The sequence below is a fragment of the Streptomyces sp. PL-29 genome (assembly GCF_058344425.1).
Genome location: NZ_CP136996.1, coordinates 2,306,727 through 2,331,955, shown reverse-complemented (window position 1 = coordinate 2,331,955; position 25,229 = coordinate 2,306,727). Strand labels below are relative to the sequence as shown.

19 protein-coding genes and 2 tRNA genes are annotated in these 25,229 nt (G+C 69.9%); 18 read left to right on the top strand and 3 right to left on the bottom strand.

The window, feature by feature from the left end:
- Positions 1-90 precede the first annotated feature (90 nt).
- Positions 91-161, bottom strand: a tRNA-Gly gene (locus tag R4Z63_RS10680).
- Positions 162-329: 168 nt separating this feature from the next.
- Here R4Z63_RS10680 and R4Z63_RS10675 point away from each other — a divergent pair.
- The 5 genes from R4Z63_RS10675 (at position 330) to clpX (ending at position 5,046) form a co-directional block, all read left to right on the top strand.
- A tRNA-Pro gene (locus R4Z63_RS10675) sits at positions 330-406 on the top strand.
- 151 nt (positions 407-557) lie between these two features.
- Entirely contained in the window at positions 558-1,952 is a 1,395-nt protein-coding gene (gene tig / locus R4Z63_RS10670) for a trigger factor (protein ID WP_037923720.1), read from the top strand.
- A 311-nt stretch (positions 1,953-2,263) separates the two neighbouring features.
- Complete coding sequence (locus R4Z63_RS10665; RefSeq protein ID WP_030760907.1) at positions 2,264-2,881, top strand: ATP-dependent Clp protease proteolytic subunit; 618 nt, start codon at positions 2,264-2,266, stop codon at positions 2,879-2,881.
- Between the two features lie 56 nt (positions 2,882-2,937).
- Positions 2,938-3,606: an ATP-dependent Clp protease proteolytic subunit gene (locus R4Z63_RS10660; protein WP_030649987.1), complete on the top strand. Its 669-nt coding sequence runs from the start codon at positions 2,938-2,940 to the stop codon at positions 3,604-3,606.
- A 153-nt stretch (positions 3,607-3,759) separates the two neighbouring features.
- Positions 3,760-5,046 carry an ATP-dependent Clp protease ATP-binding subunit ClpX gene (gene clpX / locus R4Z63_RS10655; RefSeq protein WP_030840753.1) on the top strand — a complete coding sequence of 429 codons (1,287 nt, stop codon included), beginning with the start codon at positions 3,760-3,762 and terminating at the stop codon, positions 5,044-5,046.
- A gap of 63 nt (positions 5,047-5,109) precedes the next feature.
- Here the strand turns inward: clpX and R4Z63_RS10650 are convergent, their stop codons facing one another.
- Positions 5,110-6,048 (bottom strand): hypothetical protein, encoded by a 939-nt coding sequence (locus R4Z63_RS10650; protein ID WP_037923726.1) that lies wholly within the window; start codon positions 6,046-6,048, stop codon positions 5,110-5,112.
- Between the two features lie 127 nt (positions 6,049-6,175).
- On the opposite strand from R4Z63_RS10650, the gene R4Z63_RS10645 reads away from it, so the two are divergent.
- The gene (locus tag R4Z63_RS10645) at positions 6,176-8,797 is read left to right on the top strand and encodes a valine--tRNA ligase (protein WP_037923727.1); all 2,622 of its coding nucleotides are present in this window, start codon (positions 6,176-6,178) and stop codon (positions 8,795-8,797) included.
- A gap of 251 nt (positions 8,798-9,048) precedes the next feature.
- Entirely contained in the window at positions 9,049-10,197 is a 1,149-nt protein-coding gene (locus tag R4Z63_RS10640) for a sensor histidine kinase (protein ID WP_037924365.1), read from the top strand.
- 56 nt (positions 10,198-10,253) lie between these two features.
- Here R4Z63_RS10640 and R4Z63_RS10635 read toward each other — a convergent pair whose 3' ends face one another.
- Positions 10,254-11,297, bottom strand: a complete 1,044-nt coding sequence (locus tag R4Z63_RS10635; RefSeq protein ID WP_384455153.1) for a rod shape-determining protein — start codon at positions 11,295-11,297, stop codon at positions 10,254-10,256.
- Positions 11,298-11,414: 117 nt separating this feature from the next.
- On the opposite strand from R4Z63_RS10635, the gene folC reads away from it, so the two are divergent.
- The 11 genes from folC (at position 11,415) to R4Z63_RS10580 (ending at position 25,128) form a co-directional block, all read left to right on the top strand.
- Positions 11,415-12,953, top strand: a complete 1,539-nt coding sequence (folC, locus tag R4Z63_RS10630) for a bifunctional tetrahydrofolate synthase/dihydrofolate synthase (protein WP_037923729.1) — start codon at positions 11,415-11,417, stop codon at positions 12,951-12,953.
- Between the two features lie 4 nt (positions 12,954-12,957).
- Positions 12,958-13,326, top strand: a complete 369-nt coding sequence (locus tag R4Z63_RS10625; protein ID WP_384455149.1) for a DUF4233 domain-containing protein — start codon at positions 12,958-12,960, stop codon at positions 13,324-13,326.
- Positions 13,327-13,416: 90 nt separating this feature from the next.
- Positions 13,417-13,827: a nucleoside-diphosphate kinase gene (ndk, locus tag R4Z63_RS10620; RefSeq protein ID WP_361596845.1), complete on the top strand. Its 411-nt coding sequence runs from the start codon at positions 13,417-13,419 to the stop codon at positions 13,825-13,827.
- 296 nt (positions 13,828-14,123) lie between these two features.
- Entirely contained in the window at positions 14,124-15,143 is a 1,020-nt protein-coding gene (locus R4Z63_RS10615; protein WP_030008578.1) for a rod shape-determining protein, read from the top strand.
- Positions 15,144-15,276: 133 nt separating this feature from the next.
- On the top strand, positions 15,277-16,224 hold the full coding sequence (gene mreC, locus R4Z63_RS10610; protein WP_037923737.1) for a rod shape-determining protein MreC: 948 nt from the start codon (positions 15,277-15,279) through the stop codon (positions 16,222-16,224).
- Positions 16,225-16,237: 13 nt separating this feature from the next.
- Positions 16,238-16,945 (top strand): rod shape-determining protein MreD, encoded by a 708-nt coding sequence (mreD, locus tag R4Z63_RS10605; protein ID WP_037923739.1) that lies wholly within the window; start codon positions 16,238-16,240, stop codon positions 16,943-16,945.
- Positions 16,946-16,958: 13 nt separating this feature from the next.
- Positions 16,959-19,130, top strand: coding sequence for a penicillin-binding protein 2 (gene mrdA / locus R4Z63_RS10600; RefSeq protein WP_037923740.1), 2,172 nt, complete (start codon positions 16,959-16,961; stop codon positions 19,128-19,130).
- A gap of 15 nt (positions 19,131-19,145) precedes the next feature.
- Positions 19,146-20,345: a rod shape-determining protein RodA gene (gene rodA / locus R4Z63_RS10595; protein WP_037923744.1), complete on the top strand. Its 1,200-nt coding sequence runs from the start codon at positions 19,146-19,148 to the stop codon at positions 20,343-20,345.
- Between the two features lie 49 nt (positions 20,346-20,394).
- Positions 20,395-21,912 carry a CYTH and CHAD domain-containing protein gene (locus tag R4Z63_RS10590; RefSeq protein ID WP_384455143.1) on the top strand — a complete coding sequence of 506 codons (1,518 nt, stop codon included), beginning with the start codon at positions 20,395-20,397 and terminating at the stop codon, positions 21,910-21,912.
- A gap of 76 nt (positions 21,913-21,988) precedes the next feature.
- Positions 21,989-23,914, top strand: coding sequence for a TIGR03960 family B12-binding radical SAM protein (locus tag R4Z63_RS10585; protein ID WP_172671350.1), 1,926 nt, complete (start codon positions 21,989-21,991; stop codon positions 23,912-23,914).
- 434 nt (positions 23,915-24,348) lie between these two features.
- On the top strand, positions 24,349-25,128 hold the full coding sequence (locus tag R4Z63_RS10580; protein WP_037924370.1) for a TIGR03936 family radical SAM-associated protein: 780 nt from the start codon (positions 24,349-24,351) through the stop codon (positions 25,126-25,128).
- Positions 25,129-25,229 lie beyond the last annotated feature (101 nt).

The following is a 25,229-nucleotide window of genomic DNA, read 5'->3' as shown; positions in this document are numbered from 1 at the left end:
CGCCGCACCCGCCCGTGCCGTACCCGGGCCCGGGAACGACCAAGGGCCAGGTCGAGGAAACGTCCTCTGACCTGGCCCTTCGTGCTTGAGAGCGGGCGACGGGAATCGAACCCGCGTAGCTAGTTTGGAAGACTAGGGCTCTACCATTGAGCTACGCCCGCATTGCGTGCGCCGCAGGTCCTGGGACCGCGGCACGGACAGCATCCTAGCGGGTCGTTCCGGCCGCGTGCACACCACATTCCGTGCCCGCGCCGACGCCTGTCCGAAATGGCTCTGGAAACACCGCGCATCAGAGGGTCTCCGGGCATGTACCCTACGTGTCGCACCGACGGGGTGTGGCGCAGCTTGGTAGCGCGTCCGCTTTGGGAGCGGAAGGTCGTCGGTTCGAATCCGGCCACCCCGACCACCACAAGATCGCGTTGTGGGCTGATTGCCGCTTGCGGCTACTATGCAAGCTGCGTGCCCGTGTGTCTGATGTACCGGGCCGAAGTCCGCCGGGCCGCTGATTCCAGCGAGACGGCAGATCCCCCAGCAGTCAGCCACAAGGAGACCGAACCGTGAAGAGCGCCGTTGAGACCCTGAACCCGACGCGGGTTCGGCTCACTGTTGAGGTGCCCTTCGAGGAGCTCAAGGACAGCCTCGACGCGGCGTACAAGAAGATCAACCAGCAGGTCACGGTGAAGGGCTTCCGCAAGGGCAAGATCCCCGCCCGCGTCATCGACCAGCGCTTCGGCCGCGGTGCGGTGCTGGAGGAGGCCGTCAACGACGCCCTCCCGAAGTTCTACACCGAGGCCGTCAACGAGGCCGACCTGAACCCGCTGGGCCAGCCCGAGGTCGACATCACCGAGCTGAAGGACGGCGAGCTGCTGGCCTTCACCGCCGAGGTCGACGTGCGTCCCGAGATCGAGATCCCGGACTACTCGGGCATCGAGGTCGAGGTCGACGCCATCGAGGTCTCCGACGAGGACGTCGAGAAGTCCGTCGAGCAGCTGCGCAACCGCTTCGCGTCCACCAAGGACGTCGAGCGTGCCGCCGCCGAGGGCGACGTCGTCACGCTCGACCTGGAGGCCAAGGTCGACGGCGAGGTGCTGCCCGACGGCGTCGCCTCCGACGTCTCCTACACGATCGGCTCGGGCGAGCTGCTCGAGGGCATCGACGAGGCCGTCACGGGCCTGGAGGCCGGCGGCGAGGCCACCTTCACCTCCCAGCTGAAGGGCGGCTCCGCCGAGGGCAAGGACGCCGAGGTCACCGTCAAGGTCTCCAAGGTCTCCGCCAAGGAGCTCCCGGAGCTGGACGACGAGTTCGCCCAGATGGCCAGCGAGTTCGACACCCTTGAGGACCTCAAGGCGGACAGCCGCAAGCGCCTCGAGAACATGAAGCAGTACGACCAGGCCACGCAGGCCCAGGAGCGCGTCCTGGAGAAGCTGCTGGAGCTCGTCGAGGTGCCGATCCCCGAGAAGCTGCTCGAGGACGAGGTCAACACCCGCAAGCACAACCTGGAGCACCACCAGCTCGGCCAGATGGGTCTTGACCTGGCGAAGTACCTGGAGTTCCAGGGCAAGACGGTCGAGGAGTTCGACGCCGAGACCAAGGAACAGGCGATCAAGGGCATCAAGACCCAGTTCGTCCTGGATGCCCTGGTCAACAAGGAGAAGCTGGGCGTGAACCAGGAGGAGCTCACCGAGCACCTCATGCGCCGTGCCTCCTCCTCCGGCATGTCCCCCGACCAGTTCGCCCAGGCCGTCGTCGAGGGTGGCCAGGTCCCGATGCTGGTCGGCGAGGTCGCCCGCGGCAAGGCCCTCGCGGTCGTCGTCGAGGCTGCCAAGGTCGTCGACACCAACGGTGACGTCGTGGACCTCTCCGACGAAGAGGACGAGGTCGAGACGGCCGCCGAGACCGTCGAGGCCGCCGTCGACGGCGACGACGAGGTCAAGGCCGACGAGGCCAAGTAACACCCCGGGCGAAAGCCCGCTGAGCAGTGCCCCGAAGGGCCCGGACGCGACCTGCGTCCGGGCCCTTCGGCGCGGTTCCCGCGCCGCCCGCACACCGTTTCCGCGCGGCCCCCACGGGGCCGCCGGAGCTTGCGCTCCGAGCGAACAGTTCGGGAAGCGGGATGGCGTTGTCCGACCTGCGCGTTAGGGTCCATGAATACGAGGGCACGTGAGTATCCGGGCGCCGGCGGACCAGTCCGCTCCGGCTGCACCGCGCCCCAGAACGAGACGCTGAGACGGCACATGGCCGTCGGAGACGAGCAGGTGGATACGTGACGAATCTGAAGCCTTACGCCGCGGGTGAGCCGTCCATCGGTGGCGGCCTCGGCGACCATGTCTACAACCGGCTGCTCGGCGAGCGCATCATCTTCCTCGGCCAGCAGGTCGACGACGAGATCGCGAACAAGATCACTGCGCAGCTCCTGCTTCTGGCCGCCGAGCCGGAGAAGGACATCTACCTCTACATCAACAGCCCCGGTGGCTCGGTGACGGCCGGCATGGCCGTCTACGACACCATGCAGTACATCCCCAACGACGTCGTGACCATCGGCATGGGCATGGCGGCCTCGATGGGGCAGTTCCTGCTCACCGGTGGCGCCAAGGGCAAGCGCTTCGCCCTGCCGAACACCGACATCCTGATGCACCAGGGCTCCGCCGGTATCGGCGGCACCGCGTCGGACATCAAGATCCAGGCCCAGTACCTGCTGCGCACGAAGCAGCGGATGGCCGAGATCACCGCGTTCCACTCGGGCCAGACCGTCGAGGCGATCATCCGCGACGGTGACCGCGACCGCTGGTTCACCTCCGAGGAGGCCAAGGAGTACGGCCTCATCGACGAGATCATCTCGGCCGCGTCCAACGTTCCGGGCGGCGGCGGCACCGGGGCCTGATCTCCGTAGCCACCCGTCAGTACCCGGCAGCCGACAGCCCGCAGAACGCCACCAGGATGGTGAACACCCAGATGCAGAACAACTTCTCCGCGAGCGGCCTCTACTCCGGCCCGCAGGTGGACAACCGCTATGTCATCCCGCGCTTCGTCGAGCGCACCTCGCAGGGCGTGCGTGAGTACGACCCGTACGCGAAGCTCTTCGAGGAGCGCGTGATCTTCCTCGGCGTGCAGATCGACGACGCCTCGGCCAACGACGTCATGGCGCAGCTGCTGTGCCTGGAGTCGATGGACCCGGACCGCGACATCTCGATCTACATCAACAGCCCCGGCGGCTCCTTCACCGCGCTGACGGCGATCTACGACACGATGCAGTTCGTGAAGCCGGACATCCAGACGGTCTGCATGGGCCAGGCGGCCTCCGCCGCCGCGGTCCTGCTCGCCGCCGGCACCCCCGGCAAGCGCATGGCCCTGCCCAACGCCCGCGTGCTGATCCACCAGCCCTCCGGCGGCACCGGCCGCGAGCAGCTCTCGGACCTGGAGATCGCGGCCAACGAGATCCTGCGCATGCGCGACCAGCTGGAGACCATGCTGGCCAAGCACTCGACGACGCCGATCGAAAAGATCCGCGACGACATCGAGCGCGACAAGATCCTCACGGCCGAGGACGCCCTCGCGTACGGCCTGATCGACCAGATCATCTCCACCCGCAAGAGCAACAAGCTCTGACCCTTGCCGCCAGTTGGCGCGGGCACACCGCCGGATTCGGCGATGTGAACCACGTCAAGGGGGCCCCGCACGGGGCCCCCGGCAAGGTACCGTCGGATATGAGGCACCAGGAGCGCTGAACCAGGCGTCTCCCAGGCGAAGGGGAAGCACCTCGTGGCACGCATCGGTGACGGCGGCGACCTGCTCAAGTGCTCGTTCTGCGGAAAGAGCCAGAAGCAGGTGAAGAAGCTCATCGCAGGACCCGGTGTGTACATCTGCGACGAGTGCATCGACCTCTGCAACGAGATCATCGAAGAGGAGCTCGCGGAGACCTCCGAGGTCCGGTGGGAGGAACTCCCCAAGCCCCGCGAGATCTACGAGTTCCTGGAGAGCTACGTCGTCGGCCAGGAGCCGGCGAAGAAGGCGCTCTCGGTAGCGGTCTACAACCACTACAAGCGGGTCCAGGCCGGCGAGAACGGCGGCGCGCAGGGCCGCGAAGACGCCATCGAGCTCGCGAAGTCCAACATCCTGCTGCTGGGTCCCACGGGCTCCGGCAAGACGCTCCTCGCGCAGACCCTGGCCCGCATGCTGAACGTCCCGTTCGCCATCGCCGACGCGACGGCGCTGACGGAGGCCGGGTACGTCGGCGAGGACGTCGAGAACATCCTGCTGAAGCTGATCCAGGCCGCCGACTACGACGTCAAGAAGGCCGAGACCGGGATCATCTACATCGACGAGATCGACAAGGTCGCCCGCAAGAGCGAGAACCCGTCGATCACGCGCGACGTGAGCGGCGAGGGCGTGCAGCAGGCCCTGCTGAAGATCCTGGAGGGCACGACGGCTTCGGTGCCGCCGCAGGGCGGCCGCAAGCACCCGCACCAGGAGTTCATCCAGATCGACACGACGAACGTGCTCTTCATCGTGGGCGGCGCCTTCGCCGGCCTGGAGAAGATCATCGAGTCGCGTGCCGGCGCCAAGGGCATCGGCTTCGGGGCGACGATCCGCTCCAAGCGCGAGATCGAGGCCAGCGACCAGTTCCAGGAGGTCATGCCGGAGGACCTGGTGAAGTTCGGGATGATCCCCGAGTTCATCGGCCGTCTCCCGGTCATCACCTCGGTCCACAACCTGGACCGCGAGGCCCTGCTCCAGATCCTCATCGAGCCGCGCAACGCGCTGGTTAAGCAGTACCAGCGACTGTTCGAACTCGACGGTGTCGAGCTGGACTTCGAGCGCGAGGCGCTGGAGGCCATCGCGGACCAGGCGATCCTCCGCCAGACGGGCGCCCGCGGCCTGCGCGCCATCATGGAAGAGGTCCTGATGTCGGTGATGTACGAGGTCCCGTCCCGCAAGGACGTGGCCCGCGTGGTCATCACGGCGGACGTGGTCCGCTCCAACGTCAACCCGACGCTGGTCCCGCGCATCGTCCCGAAGGACCAGGGCCCGCACGAGAAGTCGGCCTAGCCGCACGGCAGTACGCGAAAGGGGCGCCCCGGCCGGGGCGCCCCTTTCGCGTACTGCCGTGCGCTACATCTTGACGCGGGCGGTGCTGTAGAGCTTGGCGGCCAGTTCCGCGGTCTGCTCCTGGTTGTAGCCCGGCTTGCCCGCGAGGATGGACGCCACGTCCGTGGCGCTGACCATCGCCAGCGTGCTGTAGTCGCCCCAGATGCAGATCGGGAGGGTGGCCTCCTTGGGCCCCTTCGTGTTCGCCTCCTTCGCGGTGAACTTGACGTCCTGGCACTTCATGACGGCGCCCTCGAAGCCGGCCGGGGTCACCGCCTTGGGGGTGCCCACGAGTTCGACGTCGGACTTGCCGTCCTTGGCGCTCTCCAGCTTGGCCATGGCGAAGTAGCCGTCCACGGTCTTCTCCGGGTCGGCGATCTCGCCGTAGACGCCCGAGAAGTTGAGGCCCTTGGCGCTGAGCGGGTTCTTGGGGTCGCCCGCCTGGTAGTTCATGGCCGCCTTGGTCGGGTTCTTGATGCCCGCGGCCTCGGCCTCCGCCTTGTCCTTGTCGGTGAAGGGCTTGTCCTTGTACTTCGGGTCCTTCTTGAAGTCGTCCACCGACTCCGGGGCGACCAGCTTGTAGCCCTTGGTGTCGGCCGAGACGGAACCACTCGGGCCGCCGCCCAGGAGATACCAGCCGCCGCCCGCGATGACCGCCACCGCGACGACCGCCGCGATGATCACGCCGGCCTTGGACTTCTTCGGCGGCTCGGTGCCGTACGGGGCCTGCTGCGGGTAGCCGTAGGCCTGGGTCGGCGGCTGCTGGGGGTAGCCCTGCGGGGGGACGCCCGGCTGCTGGGGGTAGCCGTAGCCCGGCTGCGGGGGCGCGGGCTGCCCGTAGGGGCCCGGCTGCGGGGGCTGGCCGTAGGGGCCGGGCGGCGGCGGGGGCTGCTGCCCGTACGGTCCCGGCTGCTGAGGCTGCTGAGGCTGCTGTCCGTAAGGCCCCGGCTGGTTGTAGCTCATCCCGCGTCCCCCTCTGAGGTTGCTTATGCGTTCCTCACATCCTGACCGAAGCCGGAGCCCGTCAGGGCGCCGGGCCCCTCCACAACCGGTTTCATGACTGGACTGTTACGGCCCTAAACTGAGCCCCGTGACCGAGAACACGCAGACACCCAGTAGCCCCGACTCCGAACTGCCGACCGCCTACACGCCGGCCGATGTAGAGGGCAAGCTCTACGAGCGCTGGGTAGAGCGTGGGTACTTCACGGCCGATCCCGCGAGTGAGAAGCCCCCGTACACCATCGTCATCCCGCCGCCGAACGTCACCGGCTCCCTCCACCTGGGACACGCCTTCCAGCACACCCTCATGGACGCCCTGACCCGCCGCAAGCGGATGCAGGGTCACGAGGCGCTGTGGCTGCCCGGCATGGACCACGCCGGCATCGCCACCCAGAACAAGGTCGAGCAGCAGCTCGCCGAGGAGGGCAAGTCCCGCCACGACCTCGGCCGTGAGGCGTTCGTCGAGCGCGTCTGGCAGTGGAAGGAGGAGTACGGCGGCAAGATCCTCGGCCAGATGCGGCGCCTCGGCGACGGCGTCGACTGGTCCCGTGAGCGCTTCACCATGGACGAGGGCCTGTCCAAGGCCGTCCAGACCATCTTCAAGAAGCTCTACGACGACGGCCTGATCTACCGGGCCGAACGCATCATCAACTGGTGCCCGCGCTGTCTGACGGCCATCTCCGACATCGAGGTGGAGTACCAGGAGGACGCGGGCGAGCTCGTCTCCATCCAGTACGGGGAGGGCGAGGACACCCTCGTCGTCGCCACCACCCGCGCCGAGACGATGCTGGGTGACACCGCCGTCGCCGTCCACCCGGACGACGAGCGCTACCGGCACCTCGTCGGCAAGCAGATCAAGCTGCCGCTGACCGACCGCACCATCCCGGTCGTGGCGGACACGCACGTCGACCCGGAGTTCGGCACCGGCGCCGTCAAGGTGACCCCGGCGCACGACCCGAACGACTTCGCCATCGGGCAGCGCCACGGCCTGCCCAACATGACGATCATGGACGAGCACGGCGTCATCACCGTCCACGGCCCCTTCCTCGGCCTGGACCGCTACGAGGCCCGTTCCGCGGTCGTCGGCGCGCTGCGCGAGCAGGGTCGCATCGTCGCCGAGAAGCGCCCGTACCTGCACTCCGTCGGGCACTGCTCGCGGTGCAGCACCACCGTCGAGCCGCGTCTTTCGCTGCAGTGGTGGGTCAAGGTCGAGACCCTCGCCAAGGCCGCCGGCGACGCGGTCCGCGACGGCCGTGTCGCGATCCATCCGGTCGAGATGGAGAAGCGCTACTTCGACTGGGTCGACAACCTCAACGACTGGTGCATCTCGCGCCAGCTGTGGTGGGGCCACCGCATCCCGGTCTGGTACGGCCCGGACGGCGAGGTCGTCTGCCTCGGCCCCGACGACGAGGCGCCGACCGGCGAGGGCTGGACCCAGGACACCGACGTCCTCGACACCTGGTTCTCCTCCGGTCTGTGGCCGTTCTCCACGCTCGGCTGGCCGGAGAAGACCCCGGACCTGGCGAAGTTCTACTCCACCGACGTCCTGGTCACCGGCCACGACATCATCTTCTTCTGGGTGGCCCGGATGATGATGTTCGGCCTGTACGCCATGGACGGCGAGGTCCCCTTCAAGACGATCGCGCTGACCGGCCTGGTCCGCGACGAGCGCGGCAAGAAGATGTCGAAGTCCTTCGGCAACGTCGTCGACCCGCTGGACTGGATGGACAAGTACGGCTCCGACGCCGTCCGGTTCACCCTGGCCAAGGGCGCCAACCCCGGCACCGACGTCCCGATCGGCGAGGACTGGGTCCAGGCGTCCAGCAAGTTCGCCAACAAGATCTGGAACGCCACGCGCTTCGCGCTGATGAACGGCGCCACGATCGAGGGCGAGCTGCCGCCGGCCGAGCGGCTGTCGGCGACCGACCGCTGGATCCTCTCCCGCCTGAACAAGACGATCGCGCAGGTCGACGCGTACTACGAGGACTTCCAGTTCTCGAAGCTCAGCGAGGCGCTCTACCACTTCGCGTGGGACGAGGTCTTCGACTGGTACGTCGAGCTGTCGAAGACGACCTTCTTCGCGGGCGGCGAACAGGCGAAGGTCTCCGCGCGGGTCCTCGGTGAGGTCCTCGACGTCATGCTGCGCCTGCTGCACCCGGTGGTCCCGTTCGTCACCGAGACCCTGTGGACCACCCTCACCGGCCGCGAGTCGCTGGTCGTCGCCGACTGGCCGAAGGACAGCGGCTTCCGTGACGACGCCGCCGAGTCCGAGATCGGGAGCATCCAGACGCTCACCAAGGAGGTCCGCCGCTTCCGCAAGGAGCAGGGCCTCGACGACAAGCAGAAGGTCCCGGCCCGTCTGGACCTGACCGGCACCGCGCTGGCCGCCCACGAGGCCGCCATCCGCCAGGTGCTGCGCCTGCAGCCCGAGGGCGACTCCTTCAGCGCCACCGCGACCCTCCCGGTCGCCGGCGCCACGGTCGCGCTCGACCTGTCGGGCACCATCGACGTGGACGCCGAACGCAAGCGCCTGACCAAGGACCTCGGTGCCGCGGAGAAGGAGAAGCAGCAGGCCGAGGCGAAGCTCGGGAACGAGGCCTTCCTCGCCAAGGCCCCCGACAACGTCGTGGACAAGATCAAGGGCCGACTGGCCAAGGCCGAGGCGGACATCGCCCGGATCCAGGCCCAGCTGGAGACCCTGCCGGCCGCATAGGGCCGGCCGGACGTTGCGCGGCAGCCGGGACTTCCGCGACACGTCCCGGCAGCCGCCGGAGCTCGACCAGGGCCCCCGCCACCGGACTCCGGTGGCGGGGGCCCTCGCCGTACGCGGGTGCACGGCGGGCCCGCGGCATCCGCGCGGCCGCGGCCCGCGCGGACCTCCGGCCTGTCCGAAGTGCCCTACATCACGGTGTTTCCCTGCGGGCTGGACCTCATCCGCCGCGCCGACCACGGATGATGGAGGGCATGCACGTGAAGCCCCTCGCCCCGGTGTTCCGCCGGTGGGTGGCTGCCGGCCGCCGGACGGCCGGCACCTGGGCCGGTTCGCCGCGGGCGGTCGACGTGCTCACCGCTCTGGGCTGTCTCGGGCTGATGGCCCTGGACCTGCCGGGGTTGGCGGCCGCCGACAACTCGCTGAGCGGACCCGCCGCGGCCGTCGTGCTCGCTCTGGGCTGCACGACCCTGCTGGTGCGCCGCCGGCTGCCCTGGGTCTCGTACCTGGTCGCGCTGTTCTTCATCGGGTGGCTGCACGAGCTGACCCTGATCCAGTTCGCGCTCTACTCGGTCGGCCGCTTCCGCGGGCGCCGGGCGGGGATCCTGGCGACGCTCGCATACGTCGCCTTCGCCCTGGTCATGTTCTGGGTGCCGGGCTGGCCCGAGCCACAGGGGCAGCGGCTCAGCGGCTTCCTCAGCATCGTCGTGCCCATCGGCGCGCTCGCCTCGGCCGTGGGCATCGCCGCGTACCGGCACGACCTGGTGCGGGAGCTGACCGCCCGGCGGGCCGAGTCCGCCGTGTTCCGGGCCGTCCAGCAGGAGCGCGTCTCCGTCGCCCGCGACGTGCACGACTTCGTCGGCCGGGAGCTGACCATGCTCACGGTGCGCTCCGAGGTGCTGTCGGTACGGGCGCGCGGGACGGCGCACGCGAAGGACTTCGAGGAGCTGGCCGACTCCGCGCGCCGGGCCCACCTGGTGCTCAACGAGATCATCGTGCAGCGGGGCGAACGGGCATCGACCCCGGGTGTGGAGGGGCTGCCGGAGCTGGCGGAGCAGAGCGGACGGGCCGGTTCGCCCGTCCGGCTGGCCATGGACGAGGAAGTGCACCGGCTGTCGCCGCTGCGGCAGGCGGCGGTCTACCGGGTGGTGCAGGAGTGCCTGACGAACGCCGCCAAGCACGCGCACGGGGAGACCATCGACGTGTCGATCGCGGCGGACGGCCCGCGGCTGCGGATCGCCGTCAGCAACGCCCTGCCGGCCCGCACCCCGGGCCGGAGCCCGGTCTCGGCGGGCTCCGGCACGGCGAGCATGTCCGAGCGCGTCCGCAGCCTGGGCGGCACCTTGACGGCGACCCGCACGGACGACGCGTACGAGGTCGTCGCCACCCTGCCGCGCGGCTGAGGGCCGTCCCCCGGTTCCCGGCGGTCGCACGGCGCAGGCTGCGGCGCCGCGCCGGGTCAGGCCGGCGTCAGCAGGCCGTCGAGGCTGTCCAGGTCCTCCACGCAGCGGCCGGAGCCCAGCGCCACACAGTGCAGCGGGTGGTCGGCCACGAAGACCGGGATGCCGGTCGCGGAGGCCATGCGCAGGTCGAGGCCGGGCAGCAGGGCGCCGCCGCCGGTCAGGACGATTCCGTGCTCCATGACGTCACCGGACAGCTCCGGCGGGCATTCCTCCAGCGTGCCGCGGACCGCCGCGATGATCGCCCCGACCGGCTCGTCGAGGGCGGCGCGGACGTCGGCCGCGCCCAGGGCGAGCGTCTTCGGCATGCCGCCGACCTTCTGGCGGCCGCGCACGGTGAAGGTCGCCGTCTCCCGTTCGGGCCGGTCCGGTACCGGCCAGGCCGATCCGATGGCCAGCTTGGCCTGCTCGGCGGTGCGCTCGCCGATGAGCAGCGCGTGCTCCCTGCGCACGTGCTCCGTGATCGCCGCGTCGAGCCGGTCGCCGCCGACGCGCAGCGAGCGGGAGGTGACGATGCCGCCGAGGGAGATGACGGCGACCTCGGAGGTGCCGCCGCCGATGTCCACGACCATGGAACCGCGCGGTTCCGCCACGGGAAGACCGGCGCCGATCGCGGCCGCCATCGGCTCCTCGATGAGGTGCACGGTCCTGGCGCCGGCCCGGGTGGCGGCGTTGACGATGGCCCGCCGTTCGACCGGGGTGACGCCGGAGGGCACGCAGACGACCATCCGGGTGCGGGGCCGCCGCCCGGGCACGGCCTTGCGCACGAAGTGCCGGATCATCTCCTCGGCGGCCTCGTAGTCGCAGATCACGCCGTCCTTGAGGGGGCGGACCGCCGTGATGGAACCGGGGGTGCGGCCGATGGTCTCCTTGGCGTCCGCCCCGACGGCCAGGGCGGTGGCGGTGCCCGCTCTGACGGCGACCACGGACGGCTCATCGAGGACGATTCCCTGCCCCCGCGCGTAGACCAGGGTGTTGGCGGTTCCCAGGTCGATGGCTATGTCGCGGCTGGACGCTGTCTTGTTGCTGCTGGCCTGCGGCATTTGTTCCCCAATCTGCTGCTCGCAAGGCTTGCACGGAGATCAGGCCGCTCCGCCCGCCGGAGGTCCCGAAGCGCCCGGGCCGAAAGTCCTCCCGGTGGCCGTCCGTAGACTGGCCCTGTGAGTGACCAGCAGCCCGAGAACCACGACCGCCACGACGACGAAGACCGCACCGGCGCCTTCGACGAGTTCGACCAGATCGTCGCGGAAGAGTCCGACCGCGACCCCGACCTGGCGGTGATCGAGGCCGGCAGCCGCACCCTGCGCGCCCACGCCGGGCCGCCCCAGGGGGACCCGGTGCCTGCCCGACCCGTCGACCCGGAGGTGGCGAGGGCGCTGCTGGAGGTGGAGCAGGAGCTCTCCACCCGCTGGGGGGAGACCAAGCTGGAGCCCTCGGTGTCGCGGATCGCGGCGCTGATGGACGTACTGGGCGAGCCGCAGCGCGCGTACCCCTCCATCCACGTCACCGGGACCAACGGCAAGACCAGCACGGCCCGCATGATCGAGGCCCTGCTGAACGCCTTCGAGCTGCGCACCGGCCGCTACACGAGCCCGCACGTGCAGTCGATCACCGAGCGGATCAGCCTCGACGGGGCGCCGATCGAGGCCGAGCGGTTCGTGGAGACCTACCACGACGTCAAGCCGTACGTGGAGATGGTCGACGCCGCCGAGGAGTTCCGGCTGTCGTTCTTCGAGGTGCTCACCGGGATGGCCTACGCGGCCTTCGCGGACGCCCCGGTGGACGTCGCGGTGGTCGAGGTCGGCATGGGCGGCAGCTGGGACGCGACCAACGTCATCGACGGCTCCGTCGCCGTGGTCACCCCGATCAGCCTGGACCACACCGACCGACTCGGCTCCACGCCCGCTGAGATCGCCGTGGAGAAGGGCGGCATCATCAAGCAGGACGCGACCGTGATCCTGGCGCAGCAGCCGGTGGACGCGGCCCAGGTGCTGCTGAAGAGGGCCGTCGAGGTCGATGCGACGGTGGCCCGCGAGGGCATGGAGTTCGGCGTGGTCTCGCGCGAGGTCGCGGTCGGCGGGCAGCAGCTGACGCTGCGCGGCATGGGCGGCGAGTACGACGACGTCTTCCTCCCGCTGTACGGCGCCCACATGGCGCACAACGCGGCGGTGGCGCTGGCCGCGGTCGAGGCATTCTTCGGGGTCGGCGGGCAGCACGCCCGGGTGCTGGACGTGGAGACCGTGCGCAAGGCCTTCGCCTCGGTGACCTCGCCCGGCCGCATGGAGGTCGTGCGGCGCAGCCCGACGGTGATCCTGGACGCGGCGCACAACCCGGCGGGGGCGGCGGTCACCGCGGAAGCGGTCACCGAGGCGTTCGGCTTCAGCCGGCTCATCGGCGTGGTGGCCGCGAGCGAGGACAAGGACGTCCGCGGGGTGCTGGAGGCCTTTGAGCCGATCTTCGCCGAAGTCGTGGTCACGCAGAACTCCAGTCACCGGTCGATGGGCGCGGACGAGCTGGCGGCCGTGGCCGTGGAGGTCTTCGGCTCGGACCGGGTGCAGGTGGAGCCGCGGCTGGACGACGCCCTGGAGGCGGCGATCACGCTGGCGGAGGAAGAGGCCGAGTACGGAGGGGCCGGGGTCCTGGTGACCGGTTCCGTGATCACGGTGGGCGAGGCCCGCCTGCTGCTGAAGAGGGGTTGAGGGGATGCGCACGCTGTGTGCGAGCACGCTGATCGGCGAGTTCTTCGTGATCGGCTTCGCCGGACTGGTCGCCATGAAGGACCCGGACCTGACCCAGGCCGCGGTCTGGACGGTGTGCGGGGTCTCGATGCTGCTGTCGGTGCTGCTGTGCGGCATGCTCGCGCGCCCCGGGGCGGTGCAGCTGGGCTGGGCCCTGCAGATCGGTCTGATCGCGAGCGGTTTCGTCGTCCCGACGATGTTCTTCCTCGGCGCGGTGTTCGCCGGACTGTGGTGGTGCTCCGTGCACTACGGCCGGAAGGTCGACTCGATCAAGGAGCGCTGGGCCGCCGCGCAGGAGGCCGCCGCCGCGTCCGGGGCGCCCGACACCGCCTGACGGATCCCCGGACCACCCGGGCGGCGAGGCCGCCCCGGACGGCCCTGTAGATTCGCCCTACCGCACCCGTATGCCGCAAGGAGCCGCAACATGACCCAGCGCACCCTCGTCCTGCTCAAGCCCGACGCCGTCCGTCGCGGCCTGGTCGGCGAGATCATCGGCCGCATCGAGCGGAAGGCCGGCTGGACCATCCCCGCACTGGAGCTGCGTACGCTCGACCAGGAGACCCTGGAGGCGCACTACGGCGAGCACAAGGGCAAGCCCTTCTACGAGCCGCTCATGGGCTTCATGTCCAGTGGGCCGGTCGTGGCGCTGGTCGTCGAGGGGGAGCGGGTCATCGAGGGCGTCCGCCAGCTGGCCGGTCCCACCGACCCGATCGCCGCGGCGCCCGGCTCCATCCGGGGCGACTTCGGCACCATCACCCGGGAGAACCTCATCCACGCCTCGGACTCCGAGGAGTCCGCCGAGCGCGAGCTGAAGCTCTTCTTCCCCGCGCTCTGATCAGTCCCTCCTGACGAGACATCAGCCGAATAGCGCTCATGACCTGGGGCGACCGAAGTAATTTCGGTCGCCCCAAGGTATTTCCGGGCCCGGGCGGGAACGCCTGGGCAGGACACGTCGTCACCAGTAAGGGGGCGGGTATCCATTCCGGCGGGATTGCCGGAGTCCCGTCGCGCGGTGTCGGTACAACCGTGACTACGATGGGGCCTCCACCCACACACCCACCTCGCCGACCTGACAGCAGCCGCTATCAACTGGAAGGCCAGACGCTCCTCATGGGGAACAAGGGGAACAACATGTCGTTCATCGGCCGTGACATGGCGATCGACCTCGGGACCGCCAACACGCTGGTGTACGTGAGGGGCCGGGGGATCGTCCTGAACGAGCCGTCCGTGGTCGCCATCAACACGAACACCGGCGGCATCCTGGCGGTCGGCTCGGAGGCGAAGAAGATGATCGGGCGCACGCCCGGCAACATCGTCGCCGTACGGCCCCTCAAGGACGGCGTGATCGCCGACTTCGAGATCACCGAGCGTATGCTCCGGTACTTCATCCTCAAGATCCACAAGCGCCGCTACCTGGCCCGTCCGCGCGTCGTGGTCTGCGTGCCCTCCGGCATCACGGGAGTCGAGCGCCGCGCGGTCATCGAGGCGTCCACGCAGGCCGGCGCCCGCCAGGTGCACATCATCGAAGAGCCCATGGCCGCCGCCATCGGCTCGGGCCTGCCCGTCCACGAGGCCACCGGCAACATGGTCGTGGACATCGGCGGCGGCACCACCGAGGTCGCCGTCATCTCCCTCGGCGGAATCGTCACGGCACAGTCCATCCGGGTGGCCGGCGACGAGCTCGACAACGCGATCATCCAGCACATCAAGAAGGAGTACTCCCTCCTCCTCGGTGAGCGGACGGCCGAACAGATCAAGATCACCATCGGCTCGGCGTACGACCTCGACAAGGACGAGCACACCGAGATCCGCGGCCGGGACCTGGTCTCGGGCCTGCCGAAGACGGTCGTCATCTCGGCCGCCGAGGTCCGCAAGGCCATCGAGGAGCCGGTCAACTCCATCGTCGACGCGGTCAAGACGACGCTCGACAAGTGCCCGCCGGAGCTCTCGGGCGACATCATGGACCGCGGCATCGTCCTGACCGGCGGCGGCGCCCTGCTCCGCGGCCTCGACGAGCGGCTGCGCCGTGAGACCGGCATGCCGATCCACATCGCCGAGGACCCCCTCGACTCCGTCGCGCTCGGTTCCGGCAAGTGCGTCGAGGAGTTCGAGGCCCTCCAGCAGGTCCTGGACGCCCAGCCCCGTCGCTGACCGCCCTCCCGCCGGGGGAGGGGACTGAGCGGAACACAAGGATCCGCCGTACGGGTGCTACCGGGCCCGTACGGCGGATCGTTGATATACAGGCAAAACGAGAATTCCGACGAGGAAGGCACGGCCGCCGCACGTGAGGGACACACGAGAAAGCCGGCTGCTCCTGGTGCTTCTGATCGCCATCGCGTTCGCGTTGATCACGGTGGACATCAGGGCAGGCGAGGAGTCGCCGGTCGACGGTGCCCGGCAGGCCGCCGCAGCGGTCTTCGGGCCGGTCGAGGAAGGTGTGGCGACCGCGGTCGATCCGGTCGCCAACGCCATAGGGGCGGTCAGGGACTCCGGGAAGCGCCACAACCGCATCGCCGCACTGGAGCGCGAGAACGCGGCCCTGAAGGCCAAGCTCGGCAGCGAGGACCAGACCCGCAGCCGTATCCACGAGCTCGACGAGATGCTCAAGCGGGCCGGCGCGGGACAGTACGGCATCAAGGGCGCCGAGGTCATTGCCATAGGAGCGGCCCAGGGCTTCTCCTGGACCGTCACCATCGACGCCGGCAGCAAGGACGGCATCGAACGCGACATGACCGTCCTCAACGGCGACGGGCTCGTCGGCCGCGTCACCACCGTCGGACCCGACACCTCCACCGTCGTCCTCGCCAACGACCCCGACTTCACCGTCGGCACGCGCCTGGAGAAGACCGGCGAACTCGGCTTCGCCACCGGACAGGGCGATCGCGCCCTGTCCGTCCAGATGCTCAACGGCAAGGCCAAGGTCAGCCCCGGCGACCGGCTCGTCACCTTCGGCTCGCGCGGCAACAAGCCCTTCGTGCCCGGCGTCCCGATCGGCGAGGTCGTCAAAGTCGATCCCTCGCGCGGCGACCTGACCCGCACCGTCTGGGTCCGGCCGTTCGTCGGCTTCTCGCGCCTGGACATCGTCGGGGTCGTGGTCATGCCGCCGCGCGAGGACCCGCGCGACGCCGTCCTGCCGCCCAAGCCCGAGGCCCCCAAGCCCATCCCGACGGTCACCGTCACGGTCACCCCGTCCGGGTCCGCCAGCCGGCTCGCCCAGCCGGCCGACGACTAGGAGCCGACCCCGCATGCGCTTCAACCGGATCCTGCTCTCGGCCACGCTCGTCGTGGTCGCCCTCGTCATCCAGGTCACCGTTTTGGGCCGGCTCCAACTGCCCGGCGCCGTACCCGACCTGCTGCTCCTCACCGTGGTGTCCCTCGCACTCGTGTACGGGCACGTCAGCGGCGCGCTCATCGGCTTCGGTGCCGGACTCCTCGCCGACCTGGCACCGCCCGCCGACCACGCGGTCGGCCGGTACGCGCTCGTCCTGTGCGTCATCGGCTACGTCGTCGGACTGGTCCGGCCCGACGGCGGCCGGTTCCGCTCCGCCTGGGGCCCGATGCTGGCCGTCGTCGCCGCCGCGATCGGCTCCACGCTGCTCTACGCCAGCGTGGGTGCGCTGGTCGGCGACACCGCCGCCCGCCACGTCGGCCTGACCGGGCTGATGTTCACCGCCACCCTCTACGACCTGCTGCTCGCGCCGTTCACCGTGCCGTGGATCATGGCGCTGGCCCGCAAGGCCGAGAACGACCCGATGGCCGTCGAGGCGGGTGGCGGCCCCGGCAACAAGACCGCCGACGTCTCCGCCGGCTGGCTGGCCGGCGGTACCGGCCTGAGCATCGGCAACCAGCGCGGCGGCCTGCGCATGAAGACCGCGCGGTCCCGCGCCAACAAGGCGGTCCGCATAAAGGGCGTCAAGCCGGCCAAGGGTGTGAAGAGCGCCAAGAAGCTGTGAGGGAGGAGCAGACGTGACCAACGTCCCGGAGACCGGCCGCACCTCCCGGGTGCAGATCAGGCTCGTCATCATGCAGGTCCTCGTCTTCTCGATGCTCGTCACCCTCGGCGGCCGGCTCTGGTTCCTCCAGATCCGCAACGGCGCGGAGTACTACCACGAGGCCAAGAGCAACCACGTCCAGCGGGTGGTCCAGCCCGCCGTGCGCGGCTCGATCCTCGACGCCCGCGGGGTCCCGCTCGCCGACAACGAGACCCGCCTGGTCGTCTCCGCCAGCCGCACCGCGCTGATGAAGATGAAGGACAAGGGCAAGGGCGTGATGACCCGCCTCGCCGACGTCCTGGACATGACCCCCAAGGAGGTCATGGACAAGGTCCGGCTCTGCGACTCCCAGACCCCCAAGCCCTGCTGGAACGGTTCGCCCTACCAGCCGATCCCGGTCACCCTCGAAGCCACCACCCAGCAGGCGCTCCAGCTGCGCGAGCGCCCGGAGGAGTTCCCCGGCATCACCGCGGAGCCCACCGCCGTCCGCCGCTATCCCGCCCCCGGCGGCGCCCGTACCTCGCAGGTGCTCGGCTACCTCTCGCCCGTCACCGACGACGAGATCCAGAAGGCCAAGGACACCGACTCCCCGCACCTGCGCTCCGACCAGGTCGGCCGCTCCGGGATCGAGCGCACCTACGACCGGGAGCTGCGCGGCAAGGCACAGGTCACCTCCTACGAGGTCGACAACCTCGGCCGGGTCATGGGACAGACCAGGTCCGATCCCGGAATCGCCGGATCCACCCTCGTCACCAGCATCGACGCCCGGGTCCAGGCCGTCGCCGAGTTCGAGCTCCAGCAGGCCATGAAGGTCGTCCGCAACGAGACCGACAACATCACCGGCCGCAAGTACGAGGCCGACTCGGGCGCCGTCGTCGTCATGGAGGCCAAGACGGGCCGCATCGTCGCGATGGCCTCCCAGCCCGACTACGACCCGAACGCCTGGGTCGGGGGCATCTCCGGCACCGACTACGCCAAGCTCACCAGCAAGAGCTCCAACTACCCGCTGCTCAACCGGGCCATCCAGGGCATGGCCCCCGCCGGCTCCATCTTCAAGGTGGTCTCCGCGAGTGCCGCCGTCCGGGCCGGCTACAAGTTCAACGACAAGTACAACTGCAGCAGCTCCTACAGCCTCGGCGGCCGCAGCTTCGCGAACTTCGAGTCCAAGGGGCACGGCCCCATCACCCTCGGCGAGGCCCTCAAGTTCTCCTGCAACACCGTCTTCTACGCCCTCGGGCACAAGGAGTGGCAGCGCGACGGAGGGCTCAGCCCCAAGAAGGACGCCCACGACTGGTTCTACCGGACCGCCCGCGAGTTCGGGCTCGGCTCCGAGACCGGGGTCGACCTGCCGAACGAGGTCAAGGGCCGCATCCCCGACCGCCAGTGGAAGCAGAGCTTCTGGGCGGCCAACAAGGACTCCTGGTGCAAGCAGGGCAAGCGGGGCGGCACCTACGTCGAGCAGATCGCCTATGAGAGCTGCCTCGAAGGCAACCAGCTCAAGGCCTACGACAGCATCAACTTCGCCATCGGCCAGGGAGACGTCCTGGTCACCCCCATCCAGATGGCCACCGCCTACTCCGCCATCAGCAACGGTGGCACCCTCTACAACCCCACCGTCGGCAAGGCCGTGATCAGCCCGGACGGCAAGCGCATCGAGATGATCAAGCCCCAGTCCCACGGCAGGCTGCCGATCGGCGCCCAGACCATCGCGGACCTCGACAAGGGGTTGCGCATGGTCGTCGAGCCCGGCGGCACCGCCGCCTGGCGCTTCGGAGGCTGGCCCCAGGACAAGATCCCGATGCACGCGAAGACCGGTACCGCCCAGGTCTACGGCAAGCAAACCACCTCGTGGCTGGCGACCTACACCAAGGACTTCACGATCGTCATGACGATCTCCCAGGGCGGCACCGGCTCCGGAGCCTCCGGACCCGCCGTCCGCAACCTCTACAACGCCCTCTACGGTCTGACCATGGACGGGAAGCAGGACCTGAAGACGGCCCTGCTGCCGGCCCCGGAGGCGAAACTGCCCAGGATCAACCCCGACGGCTCCATCGATTCCCCGGAGATCCGGCCGTACGTACCGCCGTCCCCGGAGGAACCGGAACCGCCGGCACTCGCCGGGCCTCCCCCGACACGGCACGACTGAGGACCCCATACCGACATGCCAACCGCCAACAAGTTCTCCGTCTCCCGCTACGCGCCCGAGCGCGGCCCGATGGCCAGGCTCACCGCCCGTGACTCCGTGCTGCGCCGGCTCGACTGGCCGATCCTGCTCTCGTCGCTCGCCCTGTCCTGCCTCGGCGCCCTGCTCGTGTGGTCGGCCACCCGCAACAGGACCAGCCTGAACCAGGGCGACCCCTACTACTTCCTCGCCCGGCACGCCCTGAACACCGGCATCGGCCTGGTACTGATGATCGGCACCGTCTGGCTCGGCCACCGCACCCTGCGCGGGGCCGTGCCCGTCCTCTACGGGCTCTCGCTGGTGCTCATCCTGGCCGTGCTGACCCCGCTCGGCGCCACCATCAACGGCGCCCACGCGTGGATCGTGGTCGGCGGCGGATTCTCCCTCCAGCCGTCCGAGTTCGTGAAGATCACGATCATCCTGGTCATGGCGATGCTGCTCGCCACCCGGGTGGACGCCGGCGACCTGGCCCATCCCGACCACCGCACCGTCGTCAAGGCGCTCTGCCTGGCCGCGGCCCCGATGGGCATCGTCATGCTGATGCCCGACCTCGGCTCCGTCATGGTCATGGTCGTCATCGTGCTCGGCGTGCTGCTCGCTTCCGGAGCCTCCAACCGCTGGGTGATCGGCCTGCTCGGCTCCGGCGTGGCCGGAGCCGTCCTGATATGGCAGCTCGGCGTCCTGGACGAGTACCAGATCAACCGCTTCGCGGCCTTCGCCAACCCCGAGCTCGACCCCGCCGGTGTCGGCTACAACACCAACCAGGCGCGCATCGCCATCGGCTCCGGCGGCCTGACCGGCTCCGGGCTCTTCAAGGGCTCGCAGACCACCGGCCAGTTCGTGCCCGAGCAGCAGACGGACTTCGTCTTCACCGTGGCGGGCGAGGAGCTCGGCTTCGTCGGGGCCGGGCTGATCCTCGTCCTGCTCGGCGTCATCCTCTGGCGGGCCTGCGTGATCGCCCGGGAGACCACCGAGCTGTACGGGACCATCGTGTGCGCCGGCATCATCGCCTGGTTCGCCTTCCAGTCCTTCGAGAACATCGGGATGACCCTCGGCATCATGCCCGTGGCCGGGTTGCCGCTGCCGTTCGTGTCCTACGGAGGCTCGTCGATGTTCGCCGTGTGGATAGCGGTCGGACTCCTCCAGTCGATCAAGGTGCAACGGCCATTGTCGGCCTGATGTTCCGTTCATCCTGCATACGTGTTCCGTTCAGGACTAAGTTCGGTACATGGCGGACACAAAGCGCGAGATCGAGCGCAAATTCGAGTTCTCCAAGGCCGCATCTGCCCGGCGCGGGGTGCCGGACCTGACGGGGACGGCCGCGATCGCGGCCGTCACCGACCAGGGCACCGTCGACCTCGACGCCGTCTACTACGACACCCCCGACCAGCGGCTCGCCGCCGACGGGCTCACCCTCCGACGCAGAACGGGCGGCGCGGACGAGGGCTGGCACCTCAAACTGCCCGTCTCCCCAGGCGTGCGCGACGAGGTCGGCGCCGCGCTCAGCGACACGGTCCCGCCCGCCCTCGCCGCCCTCGTCCGCTCCCGCGTCCGCGACGCCGGGCTCGGGCCGCAGGTCCGACTGGTCTCCTCGCGCCGTGTCAGCCACCTGCTCGATGCCGACGGAGCACTCCTCGCCGAACTGAGCACCGACGAGGTCCTGGCCGAACGCGGCGACGCCACCGCCGCCTGGACCGAGGTCGAAGTGGAACTCGCCGACGGTGTCGGACCCGAACTGCTGGACGCCGTCGCGAAGACACTCCGCAAGGGCGGGCTCCGGGTCTCCGACGCCCCCTCGAAGCTCGCGCGGGCCCTCGCCGAGACCGGCGCCGAACCCCCGACCCGGCCGGCCGGAGGCGGCCCCGGAGGCACCGCCGGCGCGTACGTCATCGCGTACCTGGCCGAGCAGCGCGACGCCCTGGTCGCCCAGGACCCGGCCGTGCGGCGGAACCTGCCGGACTCCGTGCACCAGATGCGGGTCGCCACCCGCCGGCTGCGCAGCGCCTTCACGACCTACCGCAAGGTCCTCGACCGCGGGGTCACCGACCCGCTCGGCGAGGAGCTGCGCTGGCTGGCCGCCGAACTCGGCGTCGACCGCGACCAGGAAGTCCTGATGGAACGGCTCCAGGCCCAGCTCGGCGAACTGCCCCGCACCCTGCTGTCCGGCCCCCTCCGCAGCCGGCTCCGGACCTGGAACACGGGCCGGCGCTCCCGATCGCGCCGCAGGACCCTGGCCGCACTCGACAGCGACCGCTACGTCACCCTGTTGAACTCCCTCGACGCCTTGTTGGACGCGCCCCCGCTGCTCGACGCCGCCGCGGGATCCCCCGAGAAGGTGCTCCGCAAGGCGGTGCTCCGCGACTACGCCCGCCTCGCCGGCCGGATCGACGCAGCCCTCGCGCTCGACGCGGGCAAGGAACGGGACCTGGCCCTGCATGGGGCCCGCAAATCGGCCAAACGCGTCCGGTACGCGGCGGAGTCCGCCGTGCCCGAGTTCGGCAAGCCGGCGAAACGCCTGGCCAAGGCCATGAAGGAGGTCCAGAACCTGCTCGGCGACCACCAGGACAGCGTCGTGGCCCGGGACGCCCTGCGCGGCCTCGCGGCCCAGGCGGCGGACGCGGGGGAGGACTCCTTCACCTGGGGTGTGCTCTACGGCCGCGAGGAGGCCCTGGCCGAGCGGCGCGAACGGGAACTTCCGGACCTCTGGGCGAAGGCCTCGGCCCCTGCCCTGCGGGCGGCCCTGTAGTGATCATGCGGGTGGGGGCGGCTGGGCCGTCGGGGTACGCTAGATAGCTGCCCCCTGCCCGCTTCACGAAAGTCGCGTGATGACCGAGTCGGTCTTCCCTCAGCTTGAGGCCCTGCTTCCGCACGTGCAGAAGCCCATCCAGTACGTCGGCGGTGAACTCAACTCCACGGTCAAGGAGTGGGAGAGCTGCGACGTCCGCTGGGCCCTCATGTACCCGGACGCATACGAAGTCGGGCTGCCCAACCAGGGCGTCATGATCCTGTACGAAGTGCTCAACGAGCGCGAGGGCGTCCTCGCCGAGCGCACCTACAGCGTCTGGCCGGACCTCGAAGAGCTGATGCGCGAGCACAAGGTGCCGCAATTCACCGTGGACAGCCACCGCCCGGTCTCCGCCTTCGACGTGTTCGGCCTGTCCTTCTCCACCGAGCTGGGCTACACCAACATGCTGACGGCCCTGGACCTCGCGGGCATCCCGCTCGAGTCCAGGAACCGCACGGTGGACCACCCGATCGTCCTCGCGGGCGGCCACGCGGCCTTCAACCCGGAGCCGATCGCGGAGTTCATCGACTGCGCGGTCATCGGCGACGGCGAGCAGGCCGTCCTCGACATGACCGAGATCATCCGCACCTGGAAGGCCGAGGGCCGGCCCGGCGGCCGCGAAGAGGTCCTCCTTCGCCTCGCCAAGACCGGCAACGTCTACGTCCCCGGCTTCTACGACGTCGAGTACCTGCCGGACGGCCGCATCGGCCGCGTCGTGCCCAACCGGTCCGGCGTGCCGTGGCGGGTGTCGAAGCACACCGTCATGGACCTCGACGAGTGGCCGTACCCCAAGCAGCCCCTCGTCCCGCTCGCGGAGACCGTCCACGAGCGCATGTCCGTCGAGATCTTCCGCGGCTGCACCCGCGGCTGCCGTTTCTGCCAGGCCGGCATGATCACGCGCCCCGTGCGGGAGCGAAGCATCACCGGCATCGGCGAGATGGTCGAGAAGGGTCTCAAGGCGACCGGCTTCGAGGAGGTCGGCCTGCTCTCGCTGTCCTCCGCGGACCACACCGAGATCGCCGACATCGCCAAGGGACTGGCCGACCGGTACTCGGACGACAAGGTGGGCCTGTCCCTGCCGTCCACCCGCGTGGACGCCTTCAACGTGGACCTGGCCAACGAGCTGACCCGCAACGGTCGCCGCTCCGGCCTGACCTTCGCCCCCGAGGGCGGCTCCGAGCGCATGCGCAAGGTCATCAACAAGATGGTCTCGGAGGAGGACCTGATCCGGACCGTCGCCACCGCCTACGGCAACGGCTGGCGCCAGGTGAAGCTGTACTTCATGTGCGGCCTGCCCACCGAGACCGACGAGGACGTGCTCCAGATCGGCGACATGGCGGTCAACGTCATCGCCAAGGGCCGCGAGGTCTCCGGCCAGAACGACATCCGCTGCACCGTGTCGATCGGCGGGTTCGTCCCCAAGCCGCACACCCCGTTCCAGTGGGCGCCGCAGCTGTCGGCGGAGGAGACGGACGCCCGCCTCGGCAAGCTCCGCGACAAGATCCGGGGCGACAAGAAGTACGGCCGCTCCATCGGCTTCCGCTACCACGACGGCAAGCCGGGCATCGTCGAGGGCCTGCTCTCGCGCGGCGACCGCCGCATCGGCGACGTGATCCGCGCCGTCTACGAGGACGGCGGCCGCTTTGACGGCTGGCGCGAGCACTTCAGCTACGACCGCTGGATGCGGGCCGCGGACAAGACGCTGCCCGCCTACGGCGTGGACGTGGCCTGGTACACCACGCGCGAGCGCACCTACGAGGAGGTCCTGCCCTGGGACCACCTGGACTCCGGTCTCGACAAGGACTGGCTCTGGGAGGACTGGCAGGACGCCCTCGACGAGACCGAGGTCGACGACTGCCGCTGGACCCCGTGCTTCGACTGCGGTGTCTGCCCGCAGATGCAGACCGAGATCCAGATCGGCCCCACCGGCAAGAAGTTGCTGCCGCTGTCGGTCGTGAAGTAGCCGGCCCCGCCGGCCACGTGCACCCCGGGTCACGAGAGGCCCCCGCCCGCAACGGGTGGGGGCCTCCGGCGTTTCCTCGGGCGTCTCCTCCGGCGTCTCCTCCGCGTCCTCCTCCGCCGTCTCCTGCTCCGCATCGAAGCGGACGGGCGGCCCCCCGTCGGCGTCGGGTACGGCACGGAGCGGACCCGGGCCACCGTGCACCGCGCGGTCCCCGGTGCTCCTCCCGTGGAACCGGCGAGGTCACGGGCGCGTACTCTGGGTAGTACGACAGCCGCCGACGCGGCACCCGCTGACGAGATCTCCCTGCCCCGAGGACAGGGGTGAGCCGGAGCGGGTCGACAGACCTCAGGGCGAAGCGCGAGCCGCGGAGCCCCGCACAAGGAGAAGAACCCCTGGGCAAGCGACAGCCCGAAGGCCCGCCTCCCGCACCGGTGGTGCAGCGCATCCGACTGCGCTACACCAAGCGCGGCCGCCTCCGGTTCACCAGCCACCGAGACTTCCAGCGCGCCTTCGAGCGGGCCCTGCGCCGCGCCGAGGTGCCGATGGCGTACTCGGCGGGTTTCACCCCGCACCCGCGCGTCTCGTACGCGAACGCCGCCCCGACCGGGACCGGCAGCGAGGCCGAGTACCTGGAGATCGGCCTCGCCGCGCCGCGCGATCCCGAGAGGCTCCGCGAACTGCTCGACGAGTCGATGCCGGCGGGCCTCGACATCATCGAAGCCGTCGAGGCCCGCACCTCGGGCCTGGCCGACCGGCTGACCGCCTCCGTGTGGGAGCTGCGCCTGGACGGCGTGGAGCCCGCCGAGGCCGAGCGGGCCGTGACGGCCTTCCTGGCCGCCGAGGCCGTCGAGGTGCAGCGCAAGACCAAAAACGGCGTGCGCACCTTCGACACCCGCGGGGCGGTCGTCAGCCTCGAAGCGTTTCCCGCGCCGGCTGATAGGCCGCTGGACAATGCCTGTGCGATACTGCGGCTGGTTGTTCGGCATCTGACACCTGCCGTGCGACCCGACGACGTCCTGTCCGGTCTCCGAGCTGTGGCCGACCTGGCGCCGCCGGTCCCCTCTGCGGTGACCAGGCTGGCGCAGGGGCTCTTCGACGAGGAGTCCGGCACGGTGACCGACCCGCTCGCGCCCGACCGCGAGGCAGACACGGCCGCCCCACCCACGGTCGCCGTGACCGCCGACGCGAAGGCGCCGGAAGGTCCCGCCGCGTAAGGACCGTCGTCGTCGCGCAGCCCTGGTACTCGGGAGCCACCTGGGTCGGGCCGCGTACAGACCTGAAGACTTCCGCCAGGCCGTACGGACAACACGTACGG

What these genes read in the sequence shown, in the direction of transcription:
- R4Z63_RS10590 (WP_384455143.1), top strand. Translation starts at nt 20,395, where the DNA reads ATGGCGGACACAAAGCGCGAGATCGAGCGCAAATTCGAGTTCTCCAAG.
- rodA (WP_037923744.1), top strand. Translation starts at nt 19,146, where the DNA reads ATGCCAACCGCCAACAAGTTCTCCGTCTCCCGCTACGCGCCCGAGCGC.
- ndk (WP_361596845.1), top strand. Translation starts at nt 13,417, where the DNA reads ATGACCCAGCGCACCCTCGTCCTGCTCAAGCCCGACGCCGTCCGTCGC.
- R4Z63_RS10625 (WP_384455149.1), top strand. Translation starts at nt 12,958, where the DNA reads ATGCGCACGCTGTGTGCGAGCACGCTGATCGGCGAGTTCTTCGTGATC.
- R4Z63_RS10615 (WP_030008578.1), top strand. Translation starts at nt 14,124, where the DNA reads ATGTCGTTCATCGGCCGTGACATGGCGATCGACCTCGGGACCGCCAAC.
- R4Z63_RS10660 (WP_030649987.1), top strand. Translation starts at nt 2,938, where the DNA reads ATGGTGAACACCCAGATGCAGAACAACTTCTCCGCGAGCGGCCTCTAC.
- R4Z63_RS10640 (WP_037924365.1), top strand. Translation starts at nt 9,049, where the DNA reads ATGCACGTGAAGCCCCTCGCCCCGGTGTTCCGCCGGTGGGTGGCTGCC.
- R4Z63_RS10635 (WP_384455153.1), bottom strand. Translation starts at nt 11,297, where the DNA reads ATGCCGCAGGCCAGCAGCAACAAGACAGCGTCCAGCCGCGACATAGCC.
- mreD (WP_037923739.1), top strand. Translation starts at nt 16,238, where the DNA reads ATGCGCTTCAACCGGATCCTGCTCTCGGCCACGCTCGTCGTGGTCGCC.
- R4Z63_RS10650 (WP_037923726.1), bottom strand. Translation starts at nt 6,048, where the DNA reads ATGAGCTACAACCAGCCGGGGCCTTACGGACAGCAGCCTCAGCAGCCT.